Consider the following 21,270-nt stretch of genomic DNA (forward strand, 5'->3'; position numbering starts at 1 on the left):
GCTCAAAAGGGCATGCCGGCGGCCGGCAGGCTGATCCGCTCCTCCCCCACCTGCGTCTCCAGCCGCAGCGCGGACATGTCCGAGCGGGTCTGCGCGGTCGCGCGCTCCAGCCCCAGGTGGTCGCTGGTCAGTTCGGCCGCGCGGGCGAGCCACCGGGCCGCCGGATCCTCCACCCGGTGGTGGAAGATGTCGGCGACGTCGCCCCGGACCGGCTCGGTCACCCCCATGCCGGGCGGCACCGGCACCTCGAGGTCGACCTGCCACTCCTCGCGCGGTCCGATATCGATCTCCCAGACCAGGTGGTCGCCCTCAGGTCGCTGCGGGGGCCGGGTCGACTCGACCCGGGTCTCCGCGGTGAAGCCGTCCTGCCCGTAGCCGAACAGCAGCAGCGAGCCGTCTGGCGCGTGCCGCCGCTGGATCCGCTCCGACCGGTCCCGGACGCTGGTCTTGACCTCAAGGATGTCGGCGAAGTCGTTGCCCACCTCGAGACGCAAATCCAACCGGATCCGCTCGGTGGCGAAGGAGGCGACTTCGATCCGCTCGTGCAACCCGTCACTCAGGCTAGGGCGACCCCACCCATCCGCCCTCACCCGATCCGGATGAACCTCCCGCCGGCCAGAACATAGACAACAGTGCATTCAAGGGCGAGGATGCGGAGATGAGCAGCCAGCACAGCGCCGACCGGCCCACGAGGTCGACCCGGCGCACCTTCCTGACCGCATCCGCCGCGGCCGCCGCCGCCACCGTCGCCGCACCGCTCGCCGCCGCGCCCGCCGCGGCGCTCGAGGCCGGCCCGCCGCCCGGGCCGGGCCGCCCGGCCCGGCCGCAGCAGCCGGACCGGGAGCTGTCCGTGCTGCTGCGGGAGGTGGACCGCGACCGGATCGAGGCCACCGTCCGCCGGCTGGCCGCGTTCGGCACCCGGCACACCCTCTCCAACCAGGACGACCCGATCCGGGGCATCGGCGCGGCCCGCGACTGGATCTTCGCGCAGCTGTCCGGGTACGCCGCCGCCTCCGGGGGTCGGATGACGGTGGAACTGCAGTCGTACGTCCAGGAGCCCGCCTCCCGGATCCCCACCGCGACCCGGATCACCAACGTGGTGGCCACCCTGCGCGGCGACTCCTCCCCCGGGCGCACGTACGTCATCACCGGCCACTACGACTCCCGCGCCACCGACGTCATGGACGCGGTCAGCGACGCACCAGGCGCCGACGACGACGCCTCCGGCGTGGCGGTGCTGATGGAGCTGGCCCGGCTGCTGGCCACCCGGCACACCGAGGCGACCATCGTCCTCGCCGCCGTCGCCGGCGAGGAGCAGGGCCTGTACGGCTCGGGCTACCTGGCGAAGCAGTTGAAGGCGGCCGGCGTCGACGTGCAGGGCATGTTCAGCAACGACATCATCGGCAGCAGCACCGCCGACGACGGCACCCGTGACCCGCGTGCGGTCCGACTCTTCGCCGAGGGTGTGCCGACCGCCGAGACGCCGGCCGAGGCCAGCACCCGGCAGTCGGTGGGCGGCGAGAACGACTCCCCCTCGCGGCAGCTCGCCCGCTTCGTCAGCGACGTGGCGGAGAACGGAGCGACCGGGATGGGAGTGCGGGTGATCTACCGCCGGGACCGCTACCTGCGCGGCAGCGACCACATCTCGTTCCTGCGGGAGGGCTGGCCCGCCGGCCGCTTCACCGAGCCGAACGAGGACTTCGCCCACCAGCACCAGGACGTCCGGGTGGTCGACGGCGTCCAGTACGGCGACCTGCCCGAGTTCTGCGACTTCGACTACATCACCCGGGTCGCCCGGGTGAACGGGGCGACCCTCTGGTCGCTGGCCCAGGCGCCGGGCACCCCGAAGGGGGCCACCATCGTCACCACCAACCTCACCAACGACACAACCCTGCGCTGGCAGCGCGGCGACGAGCCGGACCTGGCCGGCTACGAGGTGGTGTGGCGGGAGACCACGGCCGCCGAGTGGCAGAAGGTGATCGCAGTCGGCGACGTCACGGAGGTGACCGTGGACCTGTCCAAGGACAACGTCTTCTTCGGCATCCGGGCGGTGGACCGGGACGGGCACCGCAGCCCGGTGGCCTTCCCGAAGCCGGGCAGCTGACCGCCGGCTCATCCGGACCGGGTGGGGTCGCCTCACCCGACGCCGGCGGAGAGTGGTGGGACCGCGAGAGAGGGAGGAAAGACATGGCGGTCCGGACCACGGTACGTCCCTCGCCGGAAGACATCGTCCCGCTGCACCCGGCGCACGGCTACCGGCTGCGGCGACAACGGCATCCGGTGGGAGTGCGCGGCGGGCCGCGGCGCGCGCCGCGGGGATACCGGTTGAACGACTCCGAGCGGCAGCACGTACGGGCCGGCTACGAGCTGCGGGAGCGGCAGCTGGCCCGGGCCCTGACGGCGGCCGGCCGACAGCCCGGCGACACGGCGGAGAATCTGGTCGGGCAGCTCGAGCAGCGGATGGACGCGCTGGTGCACCGGGCGGGCTTCGCGCGCTCCATCGACGAGGCCCGGAACCTGGTCGCCCACAACACGTTCACGGTCGACGGCGGGAAGGCCAACCGGTCGTCATACCTGGTTCGCCCCGGGCAGACCATCCGGGTGCGGCCGGAGCGGCAGGGCCGAGCCCCCGTCGCGATCGCCGTCGCAGAGTACGCCGAGGGCGACGCCCCGCCGTACCTGGAGGTGCGGCCGGAGCGGTTCACCGCGACGCTGACGCGGGAGCCGCAGCGGCAGGAGGTACCGACGCTGCGGGACATCCCCCTCGCCGTCCAGCCCGAACGGAGGACCGCGTCATGAAGCTGCCGATCCCGAACGACCGACGGGTACCGACGTACCTGCGGCAGAGCGGCCGCCCAGACCTGACGCCCCGGCAGCGGCGGCGCGTCGAGCACAAACAGGCGCGGCTGGAGCGCTTGACCGGGCAGCGTCCCCAGGCCCGGGGGCCCGGACGCTGAGCCGACATCGGTGGCGGTCGCCGTACGGCGACCGCCACCGCGCCGTCAGCCGGGTTCCGGCGCCGTGATCGCCCAGCGCTCGTGGTCCCGCCACGCCCCGTCGATGAAGAGGTAGTCCGGGGAGAAGCCCTCCAGCCGGAAGCCCAGCCGGCGGGCCAGGCCCTTCGACGGCTCGTTGCCGGGCTGGATGTTCGCCTCCAGCCGGTGCAGCCCGAGCGCGGTGAAGGCGTGGTCGAGCACCAGCCCGATGCCGGCGGACGCGTGCCCGGTCCCGGCGTACGGCAGGAAGGCGGCGTAGCCGAGGTAGCCGCCGCGCAGCGCGCCCATCACGATGCCGCTGATGTTGGCGTACCCGGAGATCTGCCCGGTGGCCAGGTCGCAGAACAGGTAGCCGGCGCCGTCCCGCCGCCGCACCTTGCCCAGGTAGGCGGCGTACTTCTCCGGGTCGTCCGGCGCGGCGAGCCACGGGTGGTGCAGGTCCCGGCTGCGCCGGGCGGCGGCGATGAACTCGGCCTCGTCGGCGGGGCGGGGGCGGCGGATACCGACCCGCCCGTCGGTGCGCAGGTATCTCACGTGGCCACACTCTCGCCCATCGGCCGGCTCGCCCTCCAACCGGGGTCGCGCTTCGGGCCGCTGATGTCTAGTGCGGTGTCCACTAACGTTCACCGGGTTTCCGGTGGGTGTCATGGATCCTCGCCGTGTGGGCGAGCGACTCCCCACCGGGTGGTGGGGCGGGCCTCCGCGGGCCAACTGATCCTCGCGCCGCCCCGGGTGGGCGGCGGGGGTCACGTCGGGACCGGCCGGCACCGGGCAGGTGCCGGCCGGCTCGACGGTGCGTGACCACCTCCGGCAGCACAACCGCTGCCGGGGTGGTGGATCCGCCGCCCGGAACACGGGTGGCGATGCTGGCCGCCGCAACGAGGTCGCGGTGACCGGAGAACGCGCAGTGCGGGCAGGACAACGTCCGCCCACGAGGTTTCGGCACCCGCCGGTGGCAGGCGGGACAGGTGGAGGACGTGCCACGTTCGTCGACCAGCCGGACGGTGATGCCGGCGAGGGTGGCCTTGTCGGTGAGGACCTGCAGGAGCCGGCCGATCTGCCACTGCCGCAACCGCAGGTTGTGCCGCCGCCCAGCAGGAATGTCGAGCACCCCGCGGGGGTCGCCGACGTGCAGGACACCGACCCGCTGCCGCACCGCCCACGAGACGACCGTGCGGGCGGCTTCGTGCTGGGCCTGACGCACCCGCCGCCGGTGCCTACCCTGCACCAGGCGGGCCCGACGGCGGTACTGCCGCCACCGGCGTGACCCCTTCTGACCCGGCTTCGGCGCCCGCCGGGCCACGGCACGGCGGCGGCCCTTGGTGTCGGCCAGGTGCATGCGGTGTTCGGCGCGGATCGCCCGCCCCGACACCAGCAGCCCTTCGCCGTCGGGGCCGGCCACGGCGTAGGGGTGGATGATCCCCAGGTCCACCCCGGCGACCCGGCCCGGATCCGGTTGTTCACCGGGCGGGTAGACCGCCACCGGCACCTCGGCGGTCACGTCGAGGAACAGCCGGCCGCCTTCACGCAGCAGGGTGATCGAGCGGACCTGCTCGGCCGGATACGGCACCTCCCTGGCCAGGCGCACCCACAACGGCGCACCGCCTTTGGCGGTCGGGATCCGGACCCGAAGTCCGTCGAGGGTGAACGTGCCGTGATACCAGCGCACCGGCACCAACGCCCGCCGACGACGCGGGAACCGCGCCGACAGGTCACCGGCTGTGCGGCGTTTCGCCGCCGCGAACCACGCATCCGAGAACCGGCGCAACACCGACCGGGCACCCACGGAGTCCAGGTCGGCGAACGTGCCCGGCCCCGACGCGGCCAGCTCGCGGCACAATTCCTGATAGCCGACCAGGGGCGCGTCGTGGCGGCGGCGCCGCCACGCGTTGACCTCCAGCACACACGCCCACACGTCACCGGCCGAGCGCAGCAGCCCGAAACACCGCCTCCGCTGCCCAGACGTCACCCGCACAGCAACCCGGGCCGTGCGATGTACGACCCGCGGCGCGGCGGGATCCCGACGGCGAGGCACAAACCGAAGCCAACACCATCCCTACGACATTGTCGCAACCCCGACCAACCCGGCCAACGTTTGTGGTCACCGAACTAGCGTGGGCCCGGACGGCAGGAGGTCGATCATGGGTATGGCTCTTCTCGGCACGGTGCTGGTTTCCGCTTCGCCGCTGGGGACCACGGTGTCCTGACCCGAGCCGCCCGGCGCCGCCCGGCCCACCGATCCCGCCGACCGCCGGGCTCCGCCGCCGGAAGCGGGCATCGTCCGCTCGACACCGCCCCTCGCCGCGAAGCGATCAGGTGACCCGCCCCCGCGCGGGTCCTCCGTCATGGCGTGACCACGCCAACCCAGATCGCTTCCGAGGGAGTTCCTCGTGTTTCCGGACAACCCGGCCGGGCGCCCCGTCGCGCCCGGACGCCACACCCCCGCGCGGTGGTCGGCATGACCGCCACCGTCCCCACCGGCCGGCTCGGCCCCGACTTCCGCCGCCTCTGGACCGCCAACGCCGTCTCCAACCTCGGCGACGGCGTCACCATGGTCGCCGGACCGCTGCTGGTCGCCTCGCTCACCCGGGACCCGGCCGCGCTCGCCGCGGCGGTGCTCGCCCAGCAGCTGCCCTGGCTGCTCTTCGCCCTGGTCAGCGGGGCCCTCGCCGACCGGCTCGACCGGCGTCGGCTGATCATCGGCGTGAACGTCGGCCGGGCCCTGATGCTGGCCGCGCTCGCCGCGGCGGTGCTCACCGGGCTGGCCACCGTGCCGCTGATCTGCCTGGCGTTCTTCCTCACCGGGGTCGGTGAGACCCTGGCCGACACCGCCGCCGGGGCGCTGCTGCCCTCGGTCGTTCCACCGGAGCGACTGGAGCAGGCCAACAGCCGACTCTTCGCCACCTTCGTGGCCGGCAACCAGTTCGCGGCGAAGCCGCTCGGGGCGTACCTCTTCGTGCTCGCCGCGGCGGCGCCGTTCGCCTTCGACGCGGCCACCTTCGGGCTGGCCGCGCTGCTGCTGGCCCTGCTGCGTTGGCGTCCGGTGCCCCCGGCGGCGCCGGAGCCGCCGCCCGGCGAGCCCCGCCGGTCGCTGCGGGCCGACATCGCCGCCGGGGTACGCGCGCTGTGGGGCGTGCCGGTGCTCCGGACCCTCGCGGGCTGCATCGCGGTGATGAACGTGGCGTTCTGCGCGGCGTTCGCGGCGTTCGTGCTCTACGCCCGGCAGCGGCTCGGCCTCGCCGAGGTCGGCTACGGCGTGCTGCTGACCGCGTCCGCGCTCGGCGGGCTGGCCGGCACCGCACTGGCGCCCCGGCTGCGGGCCCGGTTCGGCACCCCGGTGCTGCTGCGGGTCGGGCTGCTCGTCGAGGTCGGGCTCCAGGCCGTGCTGGCCACCACCCGGCAGCCCTGGGTGGCCGGAGCGGCCCTGGCCGTCTGGGGCGTGCACTCCATGGTCTGGGGCGTGCTGGTCGTGTCGCTGCGACAGCGGCTCGTGCCGGACCGGCTGCGCGGCCGGGTGAACAGCGTGTACTCCCTGGCCGACCTGGGCGGGGCAGCGGTCGGCACGGCGACCGGCGGCCTGATCGCCCAGGCGACCGGGAGCATCGTCGCGCCGTTCTGGGCGGCGGGCGCCGCGATGGCGGTGCTCACCGCGCTGGTCTGGCGACGGCTGGCCGCCACGGACGGCTGACCGGCGCCGCCGGTGGGGAGGCCGGTCCGGCCTCCCCACCGGGGCACCCGCCCTCGCGGGTGACCGACGCGGAGCGCGCGGCGTTGGACAAGGCGGCGGAACAGGCTCGCGAGCGCCTGGAGCAGATCGGCGAGCCGGCCCCGGAGCCGGCCGATGGCAAGCGAAAGACACAGCGCCAGGGCTACTGCCCGGACTGCGCGACCGACGCGGCGGAAGCCGCCTGGACCCGACTCATGGAGGCTTCCCGATGACCATCTACCCGACCGACAAGCGCGTGCGGTACGCCCCCTCCCTGGCCGTCTGGATCGTGGACACGCAGGAGAGCCAGACGGTGGGTGCGGATCAACTCTTGGCCGCGATGACGGTCTACGCCACCGAGTCCGGGGACATGCCGGACGGGTGCACCTGCGCGCCGGAGTCCTTCAGCATCTCCCCCACGACCGGGGTGACCGCCAGCCCGGCGCGAGTCCACCGGCTCGGCCAGCAGGGTGGGATCGCCGTGTACGGACACGGCACCGTGCCGGGGAACGGCGTGGCACCGGAGCAGGGCAACGCGCACCAGTGCCCGCACGCGAGCGGGGACGGAGAGCGGCGCGCCAAAGCGCTGGCGCGCGCCGGTCAGTGGGATGAGCTGTGGGACCTGACAGCGCCGTTCCCGGCCGCGCCGGGCACCCTCCAGCCGGCCGCGCCGGGTAGCAAGGCTCCGGCCGCGTGGCAGGGTGAGCCGCTGTCCGTGTCCGGGGTCGGTGTGATCCCGGACCGGCACGTCCACCCGGCCACCCGGGCGGACCTGGCCAGGCTCGGCACGCTCGCGACGGAGGCCAACCGGCTCGGCAGCGAGGCGCGCAAGGCGCAGGCCGCAGCGGCACAGGGACCCATGGAGGTCCGGCGGCTCGCGACGGAGGCTGCCATGTCCGGCAAGCCGCTGGACGCGGCAGAAGTGGCCAAGAGGGTCCGCGAGCTGCAGGAAGCGGCGAAAGCCGCGCAGGCCGTGGCGGACGGCACCCGGGACGCGGTGGACCAGGTGCGCCGCGAGGTGGCTGCCGGGATCGCGGAGCGCCGGGAGGAGTGGCTGACCTACCTCCACGGCCAGGCCACCGCCGGGCTGGCGCGCCTGGACCTCGTGGTGGCGGAACTGGAGGCTGAGGTGGAGAACCTGGCAGAGATCGATCGGGTGCGGCAGACCGTGGAGCAGGCCAACTCCGGCCGCCTGTTCTCCGCCGGATCCATGATCGTCGGTAACGCTGTGGAGGCGGCCAGGCGAAGCCGGGAGCGGGCGGCTACGGCGCTGGCCGGGCTGGAGCGGCATGCCACGAAGGCGAGCAAGGCGAAGGCGGCTGCCTGAGCCACCCGGACGGCCCGGACCCTGCGAGGTAGGACCTACCGAATCGTGGACAGTCACCGATCCTGTCGACCGGCAACTGTCCACGATGCGGGTCAGTCCTCGCGGGTGAAGTGCCAGATGATCGCGGCCGGGGTGCCGGTGTAGGCGACGTCGGCGGCCTCGGGACACCAGCGGCGGGCCGGTGGGCCGCCGCCGTACTCGCTGGGCGGCCAACCGGGCTCGGCGCAGCCGCGTACGCGGAAGCCGGCCGGGAGCGCGGCGTCGAGGGAGACGGGGCTCAGTCGCACCCGGCGACCGTAGCGGGCCGTCTCCCGCCCCTGGCCTGCCGCCGGTGGCCGGCGCGGCCGGCTGGTCAGAGAGGGCGCGGGTGGGGCTGGTCCAGCGGCATCGGCACCTCGAGGTAGGTGGACCCGCGCAGGTCCAACCAGGCCCGGTCGGGCGAGCGGACCAGCCGCAGCATCACCTCGGTGCAGACCGGGCAGCGGCCCACCAGCCCGGGTGCGTGGGAGAAGACGTGCAGCCCGGCCATCGGGCCGACCGTCCCACACGACTCGCACCGGCCCATGGCGGCACTGAGGTCCACGGCGAACAGCTCGCGCAGCGGCCCGTCGAGCATGTTGCCGTCCAGGTAGGACATGTCCGTCATCAGGTCTCCTCGCCGTTCAACCGGTCGGGCCGAACCGTTCGGTCTTCACCCGCCGGGTCTGGTGCCCCAGCCCGACCAGCAGGTCCGCTACCGTCTCCACGAACCCGGTCGGGCCGCAGACGTAGCAGAGCGGCTCCAGCTCCGCCGGCCAGCCGTGGGTGTTCACGTCGGCCAGCCCGACCCGGTGCGGTTCGCCCCGCCACCCCTCCGGCGCCTGGCGGGTGTACACGTACGCCACGTCCAGGCCCTGGTCGTCGCGGGTCCGCCGGCGCAGCTCGTCGGCGTAGAACACGTCCGCCGGGGTGCGCACCGAGTAGATCAGCCGGAACGGCGCCCGGCTGCCCGCCTCGCGGCGGGCCCGGACCATGGCCATCAGCGGCGCCACACCCGACCCGCCGGCCACCAGCAGCACCGGCGCGGTCTCCTCGGTACGCCAGACGAACCAGCCGCCGACTGGGCCGCGCACCTCCACCGGGTCGCCCTCGGCGTACACGTCGATCAGGTACGGGGAGACCTCCCCGTCGGGCACCTTCTGGACCGTCAGCGCGATCCGGTCGCCCTCGGCGGGCGCGGCCAGGGAGTACGAGCGGGCGGCCTGGTACCCGTCCGGGGCGGTGAGCCGGACGTCGACGTGCTGGCCGGCCACGTGACCCGGCCAGCCGGGCACCTCCAGGACCAGGGTCTGCGCGGTCGGCGTCTCGACGCGGCGCTCCACCAGCCGGGCCACCCGCCAGGTCAGCGGGGCGGCCACCCGGTCGCCGGTGGTGGTCGCGGCCACCTCAGTCGCCCTGGTAGCGCTGCTCGCGCCACGGGTCGCCGTAGTCGTGGTAGCCGGCGGTCTCCCAGAAACCCGGCTTGTCGTCGACCAGCAACCGGATGCCGCGCACCCACTTGGCCGACTTCCAGAAGTAGAGGTGCGGAACGAGCAGCCGGGCCGGGCCGCCGTGCTCGGCCGGCAGCGGGCCGCCGTCGTAGGTGTGCGCCACCCAGGCCCGGCCGCCGCGCAGGTCGTCCAGGGGCAGGTTGGTGGTGTATCCGCCGTACGAGTGGACCAGCGCGTACCGGCCGCCGGTGTCGATCCCCTCCAGCAGGGTGTCCAGCGACACCCCCTGCCAACTGGTGCCGAGTTTGGACCACCGGGTGACGCAGTGGATGTCCACCGTGGGCGTGTCCTGCGGCAGGCCCATCAGCTCGTCCCAGGACCACCGGAACTCGGCGCCCCCTTCCGCGGTGACGACGAACTCCCAGCTGTCCAGCGGCACCCGCGGCGTCGGACCGGCGGAGAGCACCGGAAAGTCCTCGGTCAGGTACTGGCCCGGCGGCAGGGCCGGTTCGGCCGAGCGGGGCCGACCCTGGAAGCCCGGCGACACAATTCCCACCCGACAGTCGTACCACCCGGGGGTGGGTTCGGACCCGCGATCGGCCGGACCTGCCGCGGTGGGTGACCCACCGCGGCGGCCGGAGCTAGGGGTCAGTGCCGTTCGGTCACGACGCGGGTGTCGCCGGGCTCGCAGTCGCGGGTGGCGCGCAGGCTGGTCAGGGTCACGACCACCAGCACGCCGATGATCACGCCGAGCGAGGCGAGGGTCGGGATCTGCGGCACGCCCGGCCAGATGCCGTGCGCCCAGTGCAGACCCAGCTTGACCCCGATGAAGGCGAGGATGATGGCCAGCCCGTAGCCGAGGTGGACCAGCCGGCTGAGCGCGGCGTGCAGCACGAAGTAGAGCGCCCGCAGGCCGAGCAGCGCGAACGCGTTGGTGGCGAAGACCAGGTACGGGTCCTCGGTGATGCCGTAGACGGCGGGAACCGAGTCGACGGCGAAGACGATGTCCGTGGCGAGCACCGCGACCACGACCAGGGCGAGCGGGGTGAGCGCGCGCCGGCCGTGCTGGCGGACGGTCATCCTGGTGCCGTGGTAGTCCTCGACGACCGGCATGACCTTGCGCAGCAGCCGGACCGACCGCATCTTGTTGATGTCGACCTCCTGCTCGTGCCCGGAGAGGGCGTCGCGCAGCAGCTTGACCGCAGTGGCGATCAGGATGAGGCCGAACAGCAGGAAGGCGAAGTCGAGGGTCTGCAGGGCGGCGGCGCCGAGGGCGATGAAGATCGCGCGGAGCACCAGCGCGCCGGCGATGCCGTAGAGCAGCACCCGCTGGGCGAGCACGGCCGGCACCGCGAACGCGGCCAGCAGCAGCATGAAGACGAAGAGGTTGTCGACCGAGAGCGACTTCTCGACCAGGTAACCGGTCAGGTACTGGACGCCCAGCTCGGAGCCGTAGCGGGACCAGACCCAGGCGCCGAACGCCAGCGGCAGGGCGACGTAGAACGCCGACCAGCCGAGGGCCTCCTTGATCGACACCTCGTGCGGGCGACGGGTGACCAGGAAGTCCAGCACCAGCAGGGCGAGCACCCCGGCGATGGTCACCCCCCACAGCGTGGGGGTGCCGACCGACGACAACTCGACGGCGGACAGATATGACAATTCGGTCATGGGGCCTCCTCGAACACCGTGACATGTTCGAGGTCTCCTTCACCCACGGATCTCGTGGGCAACCACCCGAGGCGCGCCCGGGGCGCGCCGTACTGACCGGAATGATTCGTGGGAAGTACTCCCCTCGTGGCGTCAAGGTTAGGGCCGGCTCACCTCGTCCGCCAAGTCCGAGCCGTCACCCCAGGTCAGCTGGTTGCCCTGGTCAACCGCTGTGTGGCTGGTACGCCGACGGCCCAGGGGGCGACGGGGTGGACGGCCGACGCCTATCGTGGCCCGATGACCGACGACGCAGCGCCCGCCCCGGTCGGCCCCCTCGCCGGCGTCCGGGTGATCGAGCTGGCCGGCATCGGGCCCGGCCCGTTCGCCGCGATGATGCTGGCCGACCTCGGCGCCGACGTGGTGCGGGTCGACCGGACGGCGCCCGCCGCGTTCGGCAGCCCGCCCGGGGACCTGCTCAACCGCAACCGCCGCTCCCTCGCGGTGGACCTCAAGTCGGCCGCCGGCCGGGAGGTGGTGCTGGCCCTGGTCGGACGGGCGGACGCGCTGCTGGAGGGCTTCCGCCCGGGGGTCACCGAGCGTCTCGGGCTCGGTCCCGACGACTGCCTCGCGGTCAACCCCCGGCTGGTCTACGGCCGGATGACCGGCTGGGGGCAGCACGGGCCCCTCGCGGCGTCCGCCGGGCACGACATCGACTACCTGGCGCTGACCGGCGCGCTGCACGGCATCGGGCGGGCCGGCGAGCGGCCGGTGCCGCCGATGAACCTGCTCGGCGACTTCGGCGGCGGGGGGATGATGCTGGCCCTCGGCGTGGTGGCCGCGCTCTACGCCGTCCGCGCCGGCGCGCCCGGCCAGGTGGTCGACGCGGCCATCGTGGACGGCGTGTCGGTGCTCGCCACCCAGATCCACGCGCTGCGCGGGTTGGGCATGTGGCAGGACGAGCGCGGGGTGAACCTGCTCGACGGCGGTGCCCCGTTCTACGACACGTACGAGTGCGCCGACGGGCGGCACCTCGCCGTGGGCGCGCTGGAGCCGCGGTTCTACGAGGAACTGGTCCGGCTCACCGGTTTCCCGCTCCCCGGCGACGAGGCCCTCGACCGCACCGACCCGGCGAACTGGCCCGCGCTGCGCGCGGCGTGGGGCCGCCTCTTCCGCACCCGGACCCGGGACGAGTGGGCGGAGCTGCTGGCCGGGTCGGACGCCTGCGTCGCGCCGGTGCTCGACTGGCGGGAGGCGCCGGAGCATCCCCACCTGGCCGACCGGCGCGTCTTCGTCGAACACGACGGGGTGACCCAGCCGGCCCCGGCGCCGCGCTTCTCCGGCACCCCGACCGCGGTACGCCGACCGCCTCCGCAGCCCGGCGAGCACACCGACGAACTGCTGGCCGAGGCCGGCTTCGACGCCGACCGGATCGCCGCCCTGCGCGCCGACGGCGCGATCGGCTGACCGCCCGCGCGGGCTTCGAGACGGTGCCCGGTCAGCCGCGGCGCAGGGTCGCCCCGGGGGCCAGGGCCGGCTCCACCATCTCCCGGTAGTCGCGTGGCAACTGCACCACGATGTCGTCGAACTCGCCACCGCTGACCGCCTCGCGCAGCGTGGTGAAGACGGCCCGCACCGTGTCCCGGGCCGCGTTCTCGTCGATGCCGGCCCGCTGCCCGACCCGGGCGACGAACTCGGCCGCGCCGAAGCGGTCGGCCGCCTCGGTGCCCGGGCGCGGCTTCAGCACCAGCTGCAACGGCTTCGGCAGCTGGGCCGCCAGGTCGAGCAGCTCGCCCCCGGTCAACCGCTCGGCCAGCGTCTCCAACGTGGCCCGGGTCAACTCGACCGCCCGCTCCGAGGACGCCCGGGTCCGCTGTGCGACCTGGTCGACGAAGGTGTCGTAGTTCATCGGTGGTACCCCCTTCGGCTCTTCCGCCGTCGCCGCCTACCCGCCGGGCCCGGGCGGAAACGGCCGCGAATTTCCGGGTACGGCCACGCGTGACCGGCCGCCGGGCGGGTAACCGCCGCCGGTCGTGACCGCAACCGACGCGCGAGGAGCCCCACCCATGGCGAGTTACACCGACGTCCTTGACTACCTGTCCGCGCTGGACTACCCGGCCGGCAAGGACGACGTCGTCCGCGAGGCCGAACGGGAGGGCGCGCCGCCGGAGGTGTTGCGAGCCCTGCGGGCCCTGCCGCCGGTCGACTACGCCAACGGCAACGAGGTCGCCCGATCGGCCGGCATCGACGCCGCCCCGGAGATCGGCGCCTCGCAGCGGGCGGCGCAGGCTCGCGACAAGCGGCACCAGCGGGTCTCGCAGCACCTGCGCGGCATCTGACCGTCCCCGCCCGTGCGGCGCGCAGACGGCCACCCGCACGGGCACACCCCGGCGGCGCTCCAGCTCACCGTGATGGGGCTGGTCGCGGGGGTCTGCGGTGGAGTGTTCGCGGCCCTGGTCTCGCCGACGGTCGCCCCGCTGGTGGGCTGGGACGCCGCCGCGCTGAGCTGGCTGGTCCTGCTCTGGCGGCGGCTGTGGCGCCTGGACGCCGACGCGACCGCGCGGCTCGCGGTGCACGAGGACCCGAACCGGGCGATCCGGGACGGGCTGCTGCTGGGAGCCTGCCTCGCCAGCCTGCTCGCGGTCGGGGTGGTGCTGACCACCGCGCACGCCGTCACACCCGGGCCGTCGCTGGACGCCTACGGTGCGCTCGGCGTGCTCAGCGTGGTGCTCTCCTGGTTCGTGGTGCACACCCTCTTCACCGCCCGGTACGCCCGGCTGTACTACGGCGGCGAGCCGGGTGGCATCAACTTCCACCAGGAGGGGCGGCCCTGCTACGCGGACTTCGCGTACGTGGCGTTCACGGTGGGGGCCACGTTCCAGGTCTCCGACACCGACCTGTGCAGCGCCGAGATGCGCCGGGCGGTGCTGCGGCACCTGCTGCTGTCGTACCTGTTCGGGGCGGTCATCATCGCCGCCACCGTGAACCTGGTGGTCAGTCTGGCGAGGTAGGCCGGTGACAGGCGGGCGCCCCGGGTCACGAACCGCGACCTGGGGCGCCACGCAGCACCTGCTCCCGGCGGTCCGCGCCCGAACCGGATCGCGATCGCCAGGCGGTGGATGTTCGCCCGAACCGGGCGGGCATCGCTGCCACGATCATCATACGATGCGGGATCAGCCTTTCGGGTGAGTATCGCGGAACTGTGTCCCGCGGCACGTCCTGATCAGCCGGTCAGCTCCGCGTACCGCTTCTCCAGGTCCACCCGCGCCAGCGCCCCGACCAGCCAGGCCAACCGCTCCGACTCGCCGCTGCCGGCCAGGTCGGCCAGGTCGTCGGCGGAACGGCCCAGGCCCAGGCGGCGCGCGGCCACCAGGGCGCGACGGTCGGCCACCGGCGCCACCTCCCGCCACACCGCCTGCGTCTCCCGCAGGAACAGCTCGATCACCTCGTCGTCCACCCCGGGCAGGTCGGTGAGCAGCTTCCGCTCCCGGGCCGGATCCTGGTGCGCCTCCGTCCGCAACCGCCGCAGGTCACCCCGGTAGCGGTCCACGACGGTGCGGGCGAGGTCGCCCAGCACCTCGGCGAGCCCGTCGACGTCACCCCGCTGGCCGTGCGCGCGCAGCACCCGCACCCGGTCGGCGTGCAACGAACGAGCCAGCCGGGCCGCGCTGTCCCAACCCTCGTCGCGCAGCGCGGCCGCCGCCTCCACCGCCCGGCGGAAATCCCCCTTCCGGGACAGCAGGACGGACAGACAGAGCACCTGGAACAGGTTGGACGGGTTATTCATGACCCGGAAGCCGTACTGTTCGGCGAAACCGCGACCGTCACCGGCGAGCCGGCGTACCAGTCGCTTCTTGTCCTCGATGCTGGAGATCGCACTGGTCGGCATGCCCGGCGTCTACCCGGGACGGGGCCGCCCAATCAGCCGACGAGGCCGCCGCGACGATCGCGGGCCTTCAGGCGGGTGGTGGGCAGCGCCGGGGCCGGCAGCGGCGACGCCGGGTCGTCGGCCACCCTCCCGAACCGCCGGCCGGCCATCCAGTCCTCCCGGGCGGCGGCGACCTCCTCGTGCGACCGGCCCACGAAGTTCCACCACATCACCAGGGGCTCGTCGAAGGGCGCGCCACCGAGCAGCAGCAGCCGGCTGCCCGGGGCCGCGCGCACGGTCAACGCATCCCGGCCGGCGCCCAGGTACAGCAGCGCACCCGGGGCGAGCGACACCCCGTCCACCACCGCGGAGCCCGACATCGCCAGCAGCCCGTACTCGAAGTCGCGGCGCAGCGGCAGCGTGGCCGGCGCCGGACCGCGCACCTCGAGCTGCGCGCCGACCAGCGGGGTGTGCACCACGGCCGGGGAGCGCTCGCCGCCGGTCTCACCCACCAGCAGGGTGACGTCCAGGTCACCGTCCCGCCAGCGGGGCAGCTCCGCGTGGTGGGCGAAACCGGCGGCGCCGGCCCGCGCCGGGTCGGGCAGCGCCACCCACAGCTGCACGCCGTGCATGACCGGCGGATGTTCGGCCGGTGACCGCTCGGAGTGGGCGATGCCTCGGCCGGAGGTCATCACGTTCAACTGGCCGGGCCGGATCGGCTGCACGTTGCCCAGGCTGTCCCGGTGCAGGATCTCGCCGTCGAGCAGCCAGGTCACCGTCTGCAGGCCGCTGTGCGGGTGCGGCGGCACCTCCATGCCGGGCCGCTCGGCGACGTCGTCCGGTCCGAAATGGTCGACGAAGCACCAGGCCCCGACCATCCGCCGCTGCCGCTGCGGCAGCAGCCGCCGCACTGTGGTGTAGCGCCCCAGCGGCACGTCGTGGCCGGGCAGCAGCACGCTGCCCGGGTCGGTGGAGGCCACGCCGGGTGGCAGGGTCTGCGCCGGCAACGATTCGGTACGGTCCACCGCCCGACTCTACGCTCAGCCCTCCTCGACGATCACCGTGTTCGCCCCAGCCACCAGGTCGACGTAGAGCCGGTCGACCGCCCGGTCCCAGCCGGGCGAGCTGACCAGCTCGCCGGCCGTTCTCCTCGACGCGCAGCCGCACCCGGTCGCCCCGCACCTCCGGGCGCGGCGTCACGCCCCCGTCGGCCGGCACCTCGATCCGGTACAGCTCGTCACCCAGGTCGGCCATCCGCAGGCCGAACGCGGTCAGCCCGTCCACCAGCTCGAAGCCGGCCCGACGCCGGCCCGCGACCGGCGCCGTCGCGGCCTGCTCGGCGGCGGCCTCCGCCGCGCCGACCCCACCCGGCTCGGCGGTCGTCACGGCCGGCGGTTCCCCGCCGGAGAAGGCGAAGCCCAGCCGGGCGGGGTGGGAAAGCGTCGCCACCACGGCGACGACGCCGAGGGCCACCACCAGCACGGCGGCGGCGCTGAGCAGGCGGATCGGACCTGGCCAGGACTCGCTTCCGGACGACACCGGGTCACCGGACACCTCGACCGTCGGCTCGCCCGTCCCCGATACCGCCATGCTGATCCCCTCTCCCGGTCCCCGCCGGGAGTACGTGCCGATTGGCCGTCCGGATCACTTGCTCCGTCTTTCGGATGCGGCCGTGGGTGGTTGCGCTTTGGGGCTGGGGGCGACCGTGCGGCGGTCACGGTTCTTCTGCGGTACGTGGAAATGCCGCTGGCCGGCACCCCGTGTCTCGGGGTGCCGGCCAGCGGCTTGTTGCCCTTGTTCGCTTGGGTCAGCTGTTCCAGTTGGCGGCGACGATGTCGGCGGCCTGCTGCTCCCACTGGGCGTAGGCGTCCGGGTAGGCCGACACCTGCACCGTCTGGGCGGCCTCGGTCAGCGGCATGTCCTGCCAGCCGTCGACCTGCTTGAGACCCTTCTCGAAGGCCAGGGTCGCGTACTCGGGGTCGGTGATCTGCTTCGGCGTGCCCCAACCCGAGGAGGGGCGCTGCTGGAACAGGCCCAGCGAGTCGTGGTCGTTGGCGTCACCGAGGTGACCCAGGTTCTCCAGCTTCGACTCCTGCAGGCTGGTGGCGATCGAGATGACCGCGGCCCGCTTCGGCAGACCCGCCTTCTTCGTCGCCGCGATGATCGCCTTGGCGTTGCCGGTCTGCTCAGCGTTCAGGTCAATCTTCGACTGGGCGCCCTGCACGCCATGCGGGATCAGCTTGCCCTTGTCGACGCCCGGCTTGTCGGCCTGCACGGCGACAGCGACCGGCTTCGAGTCCACCGGGGTGGCGGCGTGGGCAGCCACGGGACCGGCGAACACGCCACCGGTGAAAGCCAGACCAGCAATACCCAGAACGCTCTTACGCATGATCGTGTTCATGGTGAAGCTCCATTCGGGGGTCGGCGCACACACCGGTGGGGGCCGGCACGTGCGCAAGCACCGTCAGGCGCTCAAACTGCAAGGGGGAAAGTCTCTGCCCGGTCCGGCCGCGGGGCGGGGCCTCTTCGCGGCGCCGGGACCATGTGTAACGACCGCCGGCCCGCCATCATTCCGGGGGCCCGTCCCATCGGCCCGGTCGAGCGAGCCAGGTACTCGGTCGTACGGGAGATATAACGACCCGGGGGTGGCCACGATTCCGGCCCTGGGATGCCGCCGATCACACCCCGAAACGGACATCCGACACCAGACCCCGCCGCCCGGCCGCCCAGAACCGACAACCGGCACCTGATCCCCGGCCTCGCGTACGGGGGAAACGGCCGACGACCAACCCGGCACCGGCCGGGCGGGCCCCGTCCACGACGGGGGTGTGGCCCGCCGTGACCGGCGCAGGGATCAAGCCTGACCGCCCGGAGCCGGGCACGGCGGGCCACACCCCCCACCGCAACCACAGACGGACCGCAACGGCCCGAGGCCGCCTCAGGACGAGGCGCGATCACGAACCTTCGCCGCGCACGACGACACCACCGCCCGCGCGTCCAACCCCAGGCTCTCGATGGCGACGAGCGCCGTGAAGGCAACGTCCGCCAGCTCGGCCGCCACGTCCTCGCGGCGGTGCGTCACGCCCTTGCGCGGGTTCTGCCCGAGCACCCCGATCCAGGCCCCCGCCGCCTCCCCGGCCTCCTCGGTGAGTTTCAGGATCCGACAGGTCAGCTCGGCGTCGCCGGTGCCGTTGGCGGCGTCCAGCCAGCCGCGCGAGGCCCGGACCGCGTCCCAGATCAACTCGTCCATCCGGCCAGTGAACCGGACAGTGGTGACGATCCGCATCCGGGGGCGGTCGGCGGGATGCCGATCCGGGGTGGCGACGAGGCCGCCGCCGGGACTGAAGGGACGTGTCGGTGATGCCGGAGGCGGTCGAGACGGTGTTCGCCAGTGTGGTCAACCGGAACCCGGGCGAGCCGGAGTTCCACCAGGCGGTACGGGAGGTGCTGGAGAGCATCGGCCCGGCCCTGGCTCGTCACCCCGAGTACGCGCACGCACGGATCATCGAGCGGCTCTGCGAGCCGGAGCGGCAGGTCATCTTCCGGGTGCCGTGGGAGGACGACCACGGCCGGGTCCGGGTGAACCGTGGCTTCCGGGTCGAGTTCAACAGCGCGCTCGGCCCGTTCAAGGGCGGCCTGCGCTTCCACCCGTCGGTGTACCTGGGGATCGTCAAGTTCCTCGGCTTCGAGCAGATCTTCAAGAAGGCGCTGACCGGGCTGCCGATCGGCGGCGGCAAGGGCGGCGCGGACTTCGACCCGAAGGGCCGCTCGGACCGGGAGGTGATGCGCTTCTGCCAGAGCTTCATGACCGAGCTGTACCGGCACATCGGCGCGCAGACCGACGTGCCGGCCGGGGACATCGGCGTCGGTGGCCGGGAGATCGGCTACCTGTTCGGCCAGTACAAGCGGATCACCAACCGGTACGAGTCGGGGGTGTTGACCGGCAAGGGCCTGTCGTACGGCGGCGCGCAGGTGCGCCGGGAGGCCACCGGGTACGGGGCGGTCTTCTTCGCCGAGGAGATGCTGAGGCAGACCGGGGACAGCCTGGACGGCAAGCGGGTGGTGGTCTCCGGCTCCGGCAACGTGGCGATCTACGCGATCGAGAAGGTGCACCAGCTCGGCGGGACGGTGGTGGCCTGTTCGGACTCCGACGGCTACGTGCTGGACGAGAAGGGCATCGACCTGGCGCTGCTGCGGGAGTTGAAGGAGGAGCGGCGGGCCCGGCTCGACGACTACGTCCGGCACGTGCCGCACGCGGTGGCGGTGTCCGGTCGTACCGTCTGGGAGGTGCCCTGCGATCTGGCGCTGCCGTGCGCGACGCAGAACGAGATCGGCGGCGCGGAGGCCGCGGCGCTGGTGGCCGGCGGCTGCGTCGCGGTGGTGGAGGGCGCCAACATGCCGACCACCCCGGAGGCGGTGCGCATCCTCGGGCGGGCGGGGGTGCGGTTCGCCCCGGGCAAGGCGGCCAACGCCGGCGGGGTCGCGGTTAGCGCGCTGGAGATGCAGCAGAACGCCAGCCGCGACTCGTGGACGTTCGCCCAGTCGGAGCAGCGGCTGCGGGAGACGATGCGGGACATCCACGCCCGCTGCCGGGCCACCGCCGAGGAGTACGGGCTGCCCGGCGACTACGTGGCCGGGGCGAACATCAACGGGTTCCGCCGGGTGGCGGAGGCGATGCTGGCACACGGTCTGGTGTGAGCGGCCACTGTGGGCGGACCGGGCGGAACTGACTGACCGTTCGGTCAGGAGATGATTGACAGCGATCGACGGCGGGCCTAGTTTCAGGGCGCTACCGGCCGGTAGGCATCCGTCCCGCCTGGTCGCCCCGGTGGGGCGGCACCGTCCCCCGGGGGAGCAACGATGCTGACCTCAACCACCCGCCTGGTCCGCCGGCTGCTCGCCGCCGGCGCGGCGCTGACCCTCGCGGTCGGGCTCGCCGGCGCGGCGCCGGCCGCCGCCGCCGACCTCGACGACGACGGCAGCCAGCCGCTGCCCGGCTACACCATCAGCAACCCGCCGCTGGACCCGCTGGTCGTGCGGGGCGAACCCACCACCGTCCGGCAGGGGGTGCACGAACACGCCGGCTACATCATCGAGGTACCCACCGACTGGAACGGCGACCTGGTGATGTGGACGCACGGCTACCGGGGCCAGACCACCGTGCTCTCCCCGGAAACGCCGGCGTTCGGCCTGCGCCAGCGGATGCTGGAGCAGGGGTACGCCTGGGCATCTTCGTCGTACTACAGCAACGGCTTCGACATCCGCGCCGGCGTGCTGAGCACCCGGGACCTCGCCGACCTCTTCCGCAACGCCGTGAAGCGACCCCACCGGGTACTGATGGCCGGGGTGTCGATGGGCGGCTACATCATCGGCCGGTCGCTGGAGCAGTACCCCGGCTTCTACGACGGGGCGCTGCCGATGTGCGGGGTGCTCGGCGACCACCAGCTGCTCGACTTCTACCTCGACTACAACCTCGTCGCGCAGGCACTCGCCGGCGTGCGCGCGTACCCGACGCCGACGGACTACCTCACCAACGCGGTGCCGAAGATCCAGGTGGCGCTCGGGCTGGCCGGGCTCAAGCCGGGCGGGCCGGACACCACCAACGACCTCGGCAAGCAACTGCGGGCCATCACCGTCAACCGCTCCGGCGGCGAACGGCCCGGCGCGGAGGCGGCCTTCGCGGTGTGGAAGGACTTCCTCTTCAGCATCGCCACCACGGACGGCGGCGACACCCCAGCCCAGCGGCCCGGCCAGCTCGCCACCAACCTGCTCACCCGGTACACCCCGAACAGCCCGGTGGACGTCAACGCCACCGTGCAGCGGGTCGCCCCGGAGAACCCGTGGCAACGCCTCTCCCCCACGCTGACCGAGGTGCCCCGGATCAGCGGACAGCCGAGCGCGCCGGTGCTCAGCCTGCACGACCTCGGCGACCTCTTCGTGCCCTTCGCCATGGAGCAGGCATACGCCCGGGACGTGGCGTGGCACGGACGCAGCCGGCTGGTGGTGCAGCGGGCGATCCGGGCCGCCCAGCACTGCGAGTTCAGCCCGGCCGAGGCCGGCGCCGCCTGGGACGACCTCACGAACTGGGTACACACGGGCAACCGGCCGGCGGGGGACGCGGTGACCGATCCCCGGGAGGTGGCGGCGCAGGACTTCGGCTGCCGGTTCAGCGATCGGGCCGCGTACGCGGCCGGGGCGGGCACCCGGCGCCTGTATGGGCCCTGCTGACTCCGCCCGCTGGGTTGCGCTTTGGGTTTTGG

General features: G+C 73.5%; 23 protein-coding genes. 10 read left to right on the forward strand and 13 right to left on the reverse strand.

The window, feature by feature from the left end; translation table 11 throughout:
- Positions 1 to 2: 2 nt before the first annotated feature.
- Entirely contained in the window at positions 3 to 548 is a 546-nt protein-coding gene (locus GA0070613_RS27095) for a glycogen debranching N-terminal domain-containing protein (protein WP_157746549.1), read from the reverse strand.
- Positions 549 to 658: 110 nt separating this feature from the next.
- On the opposite strand from GA0070613_RS27095, the gene GA0070613_RS27100 reads away from it, so the two are divergent.
- Together GA0070613_RS27100 and rpsD are read left to right on the forward strand one after the other, a co-directional pair.
- Complete coding sequence (locus tag GA0070613_RS27100) at positions 659 to 2,104, forward strand: M20/M25/M40 family metallo-hydrolase (protein ID WP_089014860.1); 1,446 nt, start codon at positions 659 to 661, stop codon at positions 2,102 to 2,104.
- Positions 2,105 to 2,187: 83 nt separating this feature from the next.
- Positions 2,188 to 2,799, forward strand: a complete 612-nt coding sequence (gene rpsD, locus GA0070613_RS27105; protein WP_089014861.1) for a 30S ribosomal protein S4 — start codon at positions 2,188 to 2,190, stop codon at positions 2,797 to 2,799.
- A gap of 203 nt (positions 2,800 to 3,002) precedes the next feature.
- On the opposite strand, the gene GA0070613_RS27110 is transcribed toward rpsD, so the two are convergent.
- Both GA0070613_RS27110 and GA0070613_RS27115 read right to left on the reverse strand, forming a co-directional pair.
- Positions 3,003 to 3,530, reverse strand: coding sequence for a GNAT family N-acetyltransferase (locus tag GA0070613_RS27110; RefSeq protein ID WP_231929504.1), 528 nt, complete (start codon positions 3,528 to 3,530; stop codon positions 3,003 to 3,005).
- Positions 3,531 to 3,612: 82 nt separating this feature from the next.
- The gene (locus GA0070613_RS27115) at positions 3,613 to 4,965 is read right to left on the reverse strand and encodes an RNA-guided endonuclease InsQ/TnpB family protein (protein ID WP_172875912.1); all 1,353 of its coding nucleotides are present in this window, start codon (positions 4,963 to 4,965) and stop codon (positions 3,613 to 3,615) included.
- 489 nt (positions 4,966 to 5,454) lie between these two features.
- On the opposite strand from GA0070613_RS27115, the gene GA0070613_RS27120 reads away from it, so the two are divergent.
- From GA0070613_RS27120 to GA0070613_RS27130, 3 genes are read left to right on the forward strand one after another with little or no spacing between them, the layout of a single operon-like run.
- The gene (locus tag GA0070613_RS27120) at positions 5,455 to 6,684 is read left to right on the forward strand and encodes an MFS transporter (RefSeq protein ID WP_089016231.1); all 1,230 of its coding nucleotides are present in this window, start codon (positions 5,455 to 5,457) and stop codon (positions 6,682 to 6,684) included.
- Positions 6,685 to 6,743: 59 nt separating this feature from the next.
- On the forward strand, positions 6,744 to 6,935 hold the full coding sequence (locus GA0070613_RS27125) for a hypothetical protein (protein WP_089014864.1): 192 nt from the start codon (positions 6,744 to 6,746) through the stop codon (positions 6,933 to 6,935).
- Positions 6,932 to 8,029: a hypothetical protein gene (locus tag GA0070613_RS27130; RefSeq protein WP_089014865.1), complete on the forward strand. Its 1,098-nt coding sequence runs from the start codon at positions 6,932 to 6,934 to the stop codon at positions 8,027 to 8,029. The genes GA0070613_RS27125 and GA0070613_RS27130 overlap by 4 nt, the downstream gene beginning before the upstream one ends.
- A 92-nt stretch (positions 8,030 to 8,121) precedes the next feature.
- On the opposite strand, the gene GA0070613_RS27135 is transcribed toward GA0070613_RS27130, so the two are convergent.
- The 5 genes from GA0070613_RS27135 to GA0070613_RS27155 form a co-directional block, all read right to left on the reverse strand.
- Positions 8,122 to 8,316 (reverse strand): hypothetical protein, encoded by a 195-nt coding sequence (locus GA0070613_RS27135; protein ID WP_089014866.1) that lies wholly within the window; start codon positions 8,314 to 8,316, stop codon positions 8,122 to 8,124.
- A gap of 65 nt (positions 8,317 to 8,381) precedes the next feature.
- Positions 8,382 to 8,675: a DUF6510 family protein gene (locus GA0070613_RS27140; RefSeq protein ID WP_089014867.1), complete on the reverse strand. Its 294-nt coding sequence runs from the start codon at positions 8,673 to 8,675 to the stop codon at positions 8,382 to 8,384.
- A gap of 16 nt (positions 8,676 to 8,691) precedes the next feature.
- Positions 8,692 to 9,453, reverse strand: coding sequence for a ferredoxin reductase (locus GA0070613_RS27145; protein WP_089014868.1), 762 nt, complete (start codon positions 9,451 to 9,453; stop codon positions 8,692 to 8,694).
- A gap of 1 nt (position 9,454) precedes the next feature.
- Positions 9,455 to 10,045: a sulfite oxidase-like oxidoreductase gene (locus tag GA0070613_RS27150; protein WP_197699136.1), complete on the reverse strand. Its 591-nt coding sequence runs from the start codon at positions 10,043 to 10,045 to the stop codon at positions 9,455 to 9,457.
- A 101-nt stretch (positions 10,046 to 10,146) separates the two neighbouring features.
- Positions 10,147 to 11,166, reverse strand: coding sequence for a TerC/Alx family metal homeostasis membrane protein (locus GA0070613_RS27155; protein ID WP_089014870.1), 1,020 nt, complete (start codon positions 11,164 to 11,166; stop codon positions 10,147 to 10,149).
- Between the two features lie 276 nt (positions 11,167 to 11,442).
- Between GA0070613_RS27155 and GA0070613_RS27160 the strand changes: the two genes are divergently transcribed.
- The gene (locus GA0070613_RS27160) at positions 11,443 to 12,609 is read left to right on the forward strand and encodes a CaiB/BaiF CoA transferase family protein (RefSeq protein ID WP_089014871.1); all 1,167 of its coding nucleotides are present in this window, start codon (positions 11,443 to 11,445) and stop codon (positions 12,607 to 12,609) included.
- Between the two features lie 31 nt (positions 12,610 to 12,640).
- On the opposite strand, the gene GA0070613_RS27165 is transcribed toward GA0070613_RS27160, so the two are convergent.
- Positions 12,641 to 13,051 carry a DUF2267 domain-containing protein gene (locus GA0070613_RS27165; protein WP_089014872.1) on the reverse strand — a complete coding sequence of 137 codons (411 nt, stop codon included), beginning with the start codon at positions 13,049 to 13,051 and terminating at the stop codon, positions 12,641 to 12,643.
- Between the two features lie 157 nt (positions 13,052 to 13,208).
- Here GA0070613_RS27165 and GA0070613_RS27170 point away from each other — a divergent pair, with 157 nt between their 5' ends.
- The gene (locus GA0070613_RS27170; protein ID WP_089014873.1) at positions 13,209 to 13,481 is read left to right on the forward strand and encodes a DUF2795 domain-containing protein; all 273 of its coding nucleotides are present in this window, start codon (positions 13,209 to 13,211) and stop codon (positions 13,479 to 13,481) included.
- Between the two features lie 12 nt (positions 13,482 to 13,493).
- Complete coding sequence (locus GA0070613_RS27175; protein ID WP_089014874.1) at positions 13,494 to 14,153, forward strand: DUF1345 domain-containing protein; 660 nt, start codon at positions 13,494 to 13,496, stop codon at positions 14,151 to 14,153.
- Between the two features lie 212 nt (positions 14,154 to 14,365).
- Here the strand turns inward: GA0070613_RS27175 and GA0070613_RS27180 are convergent, their stop codons facing one another.
- The 4 genes from GA0070613_RS27180 to GA0070613_RS27195 all read right to left on the reverse strand — a co-directional run bounded on the left by GA0070613_RS27180 (position 14,366) and on the right by GA0070613_RS27195 (position 18,260).
- Positions 14,366 to 15,031, reverse strand: a complete 666-nt coding sequence (locus tag GA0070613_RS27180) for a hypothetical protein (RefSeq protein WP_089014875.1) — start codon at positions 15,029 to 15,031, stop codon at positions 14,366 to 14,368.
- 32 nt (positions 15,032 to 15,063) lie between these two features.
- On the reverse strand, positions 15,064 to 16,035 hold the full coding sequence (locus GA0070613_RS27185) for a pirin family protein (protein ID WP_089014876.1): 972 nt from the start codon (positions 16,033 to 16,035) through the stop codon (positions 15,064 to 15,066).
- A 782-nt stretch (positions 16,036 to 16,817) separates the two neighbouring features.
- Positions 16,818 to 17,411, reverse strand: a complete 594-nt coding sequence (locus GA0070613_RS27190) for a hypothetical protein (protein ID WP_089014877.1) — start codon at positions 17,409 to 17,411, stop codon at positions 16,818 to 16,820.
- A gap of 537 nt (positions 17,412 to 17,948) precedes the next feature.
- Complete coding sequence (locus tag GA0070613_RS27195; RefSeq protein WP_089016232.1) at positions 17,949 to 18,260, reverse strand: MazG-like family protein; 312 nt, start codon at positions 18,258 to 18,260, stop codon at positions 17,949 to 17,951.
- 110 nt (positions 18,261 to 18,370) lie between these two features.
- Here GA0070613_RS27195 and gdhA point away from each other — a divergent pair, with 110 nt between their 5' ends.
- Both gdhA and GA0070613_RS27205 read left to right on the forward strand, forming a co-directional pair.
- A complete protein-coding gene (gene gdhA / locus GA0070613_RS27200) occupies positions 18,371 to 19,708 on the forward strand; it encodes an NADP-specific glutamate dehydrogenase (protein WP_089016233.1) in 1,338 nt (445 codons plus the stop codon).
- Between the two features lie 162 nt (positions 19,709 to 19,870).
- Positions 19,871 to 21,238, forward strand: coding sequence for an alpha/beta hydrolase family protein (locus tag GA0070613_RS27205; RefSeq protein ID WP_089014878.1), 1,368 nt, complete (start codon positions 19,871 to 19,873; stop codon positions 21,236 to 21,238).
- The last annotated feature ends 32 nt before the right edge of the window (positions 21,239 to 21,270 follow it).

The organism is Micromonospora inositola, assembly GCF_900090285.1.
GTDB lineage: Bacteria > Actinomycetota > Actinomycetes > Mycobacteriales > Micromonosporaceae > Micromonospora > Micromonospora inositola.